The following is a 3,251-nucleotide window of genomic DNA, read 5'->3' as shown; positions in this document are numbered from 1 at the left end:
GCCGGGTGCTCCGTGGGGGAGCACCCGGCCGGTCGCCGTTGTGTGCGGAGCTCTTCGGCGGAGGACGTCGGGGGTGCCCCGCCGGGCCGGCCCTACCGCCGGGGCCGTACTGCTTGAGCCCTACTGCCGGGGCCCTACTGCCGGGTACTGCCCGTGGCTCTACTGCGGCGCCCGGCCGGCGCCCCCGGCGAGCTCCTTGGCGGCCTCGGTGAGGTCCTTCGCGGTGTCGATGGCCCGCCAGTAGACGCCCTGCGGCAGCTGGTAGCCGGCCAGCCGCTTGCTGCGGGCCAGCTGCGGGAAGGTGGTCCGCTCGTGGTCGCCGACGTCCGGCAGCAGCTCGGCGAAGTCCGGGCCGAAGACGTAGAGGCCGGCGTTGATGAGGAACGGAGAGGGCGGGGCCTCGATGAAGTCGAGGACGTTGCCGAACTGGTCGGTCTCCACCGCGCCCCACGGGATCCGCGGCCGGGCCAGCGCGAGCGTCGCGACGGCGTCCCGCTCGTGGTGGAAGGCGGCCATGTCGCGCAGGCTGAACCTGGTCCAGATGTCGCCGTTGGTGGCGTACCAGGGCTCGTCGGGGCGGGGCAGCGCCTTGGCGGCGTACTTGAGGCCGCCGCCCCGGCCGAGCGGCTCGGCCTCGACCACCGTGCGGACCCGCAGCGGCAGGTCGGCCTTGTCGAGCCAGTCCTCCAGCACGTCGGCCAGGTGGCCGCAGGAGATGACCGCGTCGGTGACGCCCTCGGCGGCCAGCCAGGCGAGCTGGTGGCCCAGGATGGGGGTGCCCGTGCCCGGGATCTCGACCAGCGGCTTGGGGCGGTCGTCCGTGTAGGGGCGCAGCCTGGAGCCCTGGCCGCCGGCCAGGATGACGGCCTGGGTCACCGGCACCGGGCCGACGGCGGGAGCGGGCGGGGGAGTGGCCGTGGGGCCGGAGTCAGCGGTCATGGCTGAACAATAGGCGGGCCGGGGCCGGGCGGGCGGTCGCCTTCCGCGTCCGGCCGCGCCCGCGGCCCGCCCGGTGGCGGGCTCCCGGCGGCTCGCCGATGACTCTCCGGTGGTTCTCCGGTGGCTCCCGGCCGGGTCAGCCCGCCGCGCCGGCGGCGAACGAGCCGTCGCAGACCGCGCGGGCGAAGGTCCGGGCCCGCTGGACGTCGCCCTGGTACTTGCGCACCGCCGCCTTGCCGAGCTCGGTGGCGAGCGAGCTGCAGTAGGGCGTGAGGGAGGGCTGCTCGCGCATCGCGCGCTCCAGCAGGTCGAGCGCGCTGCCCGGGTTGTGGGCCCGCAGCTCGTCCATGAGCGCGACGCGCAGCGCGTCCTGCGGGGCGAGCCCGTCGGACGTCGTGGTGGTGCTGGCGGTCCGGCCGATCCCCGCGCCGTCCCCGCTGGACGCCGCCACGACCTGCTGGTCCAGCGACGTGGGCGGGGCCCACGGGACCCTGGTCACGGCGAGGGTGCCGGTGGTCACCAGGACGACGGGCAGGGTGAGGGCGACGGTCTGGCCGATACGGCGAACTAGCTGCTTCACGCACAGGAGAGTAGCGGTGGGTAGGGCCCGGATCGCCCTCCGTTACACCATCGAGTGACAGGGTGTCCTGGTTCGTCCCGTCACCGGGTTGACGCCGTCGTCCGTCGGAGTGGCCCGGAACGGCAGGAGCCCCGCCGGACCGGGTGACGGTCGGACGGGGCTCCGTGCGGCGGGCGGTGGCCCGGCGGGGCTCAGTTGGAGAGGCGGGCGCCGGTGCTGCTGGAGAACACGTGGGTCTCGTTGGCGACGGGCACGACGTGGATCGTCTCGCCGCGGGCCGGGATCTGGCGGCCGTGCACGCGGACGACCAGGTCCTTGTCCTCGCCACCGATCTTGGTGGTGCCGTAGACGAAGCCGTCCGAGCCGAGCTCCTCGACCACGTTGACGGTGACCGCGACGCCCTCGATGCCGCCGCCGGGGACGATCTCGAAGTGCTCGGGCCGGATGCCGACGGTCACGTTCTTGTCGGAGCCGGCGCCGGCCAGGTCCTCGCGGGAGATGTTGACGACCGAGCCGCCGAACTTCACGCCGCCGTCCACCAGCGGCACCTCGACCAGGTTCATCGCGGGCGAGCCGATGAAGCCGGCCACGAAGAGGTTGGAGGGCCGGTCGTACATGTTGCGCGGGGTGTCGACCTGCTGCAGGACGCCGCCCTTGAGGACCGCGACGCGGTCGCCCATGGTGAGCGCCTCGGTCTGGTCGTGGGTCACGTAGACGGTGGTGATGCCCAGGCGGCGCTGCAGGCCGGCGATCTGGGTACGGGTCGAGACGCGGAGCTTGGCGTCCAGGTTGGACAGCGGCTCGTCCATCAGGAAGACCTGGGGCTCGCGGACGATCGCGCGGCCCATCGCGACACGCTGGCGCTGACCGCCGGAGAGCGCCTTCGGCTTGCGGTCCAGGTAGTCGGTGAGGTCGAGGATCTTGGCGGCCTCTTCGACCTTGGTGCGGATCTCCGCCTTGTTGACGCCCGCGATCTTGAGCGCGAAGCCCATGTTCTCCGCGACGGTCATGTGCGGGTACAGCGCGTAGTTCTGGAACACCATCGCGATGTCCCGGTCCTTCGGCGGCAGGTGGGTCACGTCGCGGTCGCCGATCCGGATGGCGCCGCTGTTGACGTCCTCGAGGCCGGCCAGCATGCGGAGGCTGGTGGACTTGCCGCAGCCGGAGGGGCCGACCAGGACGAGGAACTCGCCGTGCTCGATCTGGAGGTCCAGGGCGTCGACCGAGGGCGTGGTCGCCCCGGGGTAGACACGGGTCGCCTGGTCGAACGTCACAGAAGCCATGGCTGTGCTCTCCTTCACCGGCAGGAACGTGCCGGACGATCCGAAGTAAAGGGTGGGGGACTGCAGTCGGCCGGGTTCCCAGGGGTGGTCTGAACCTCTGTGCGAATCCGGCTCCGGGCGACGCTACCTGCGTGTACGCCGCTTGTCAGCCCCTCGACGGCCGGATTTCGGCATCGGTTCCATCACGCATGCCCCCTGCGCCCACCCCGCGCGCCCCGCCGCGGCCCCGCCGCCGCCCGACCCCGGATATCCCCCCACCGCCCGCTCCGCGCCCGGTAGACTGCCCCCGGTGCCGCCGTGATCCGTCGCGGACGGTCACCATGCCTCCTTAGCTCAGCTGGCCAGAGCACCGCTCTTGTAAAGCGTAGGTCGTCGGTTCGAATCCGACAGGGGGCTCCGCAGGCCCTCGACGAAGGCCCCCCGGCGCGCAGCCGGGGGGCCTTCGTCGT

The 3,251-nt window shown here is 72.8% G+C and carries 3 protein-coding genes and 1 tRNA gene; 1 reads left to right on the top strand and 3 read right to left on the bottom strand.

Annotated features, from left to right (window positions below; translation table 11 throughout):
• Positions 1–159 precede the first annotated feature (159 nt).
• The 3 genes from BI06_RS22880 to BI06_RS22870 all read right to left on the bottom strand — a co-directional run bounded on the left by BI06_RS22880 (position 160) and on the right by BI06_RS22870 (position 2,802).
• Positions 160–939: a nucleotidyltransferase family protein gene (locus BI06_RS22880; protein ID WP_051741612.1), complete on the bottom strand. Its 780-nt coding sequence runs from the start codon at positions 937–939 to the stop codon at positions 160–162.
• A 136-nt stretch (positions 940–1,075) separates the two neighbouring features.
• Positions 1,076–1,519 carry a hypothetical protein gene (locus BI06_RS22875; protein ID WP_030393733.1) on the bottom strand — a complete coding sequence of 148 codons (444 nt, stop codon included), beginning with the start codon at positions 1,517–1,519 and terminating at the stop codon, positions 1,076–1,078.
• Between the two features lie 191 nt (positions 1,520–1,710).
• Positions 1,711–2,802 carry an ABC transporter ATP-binding protein gene (locus BI06_RS22870; RefSeq protein WP_030393734.1) on the bottom strand — a complete coding sequence of 364 codons (1,092 nt, stop codon included), beginning with the start codon at positions 2,800–2,802 and terminating at the stop codon, positions 1,711–1,713.
• Positions 2,803–3,124: 322 nt separating this feature from the next.
• Here BI06_RS22870 and BI06_RS22865 point away from each other — a divergent pair.
• A tRNA-Thr gene (locus tag BI06_RS22865) sits at positions 3,125–3,198 on the top strand.
• Positions 3,199–3,251 lie beyond the last annotated feature (53 nt).

The sequence above is a fragment of the Kitasatospora sp. MBT66 genome (genome assembly GCF_000710405.2).
GTDB classification, from domain to species: domain Bacteria; phylum Actinomycetota; class Actinomycetes; order Streptomycetales; family Streptomycetaceae; genus Kitasatospora; species Kitasatospora purpeofusca.
The sequence above is the reverse complement of the archived record's forward strand: the minus strand, read 5'-3'. Positions and strand labels throughout refer to the sequence as shown.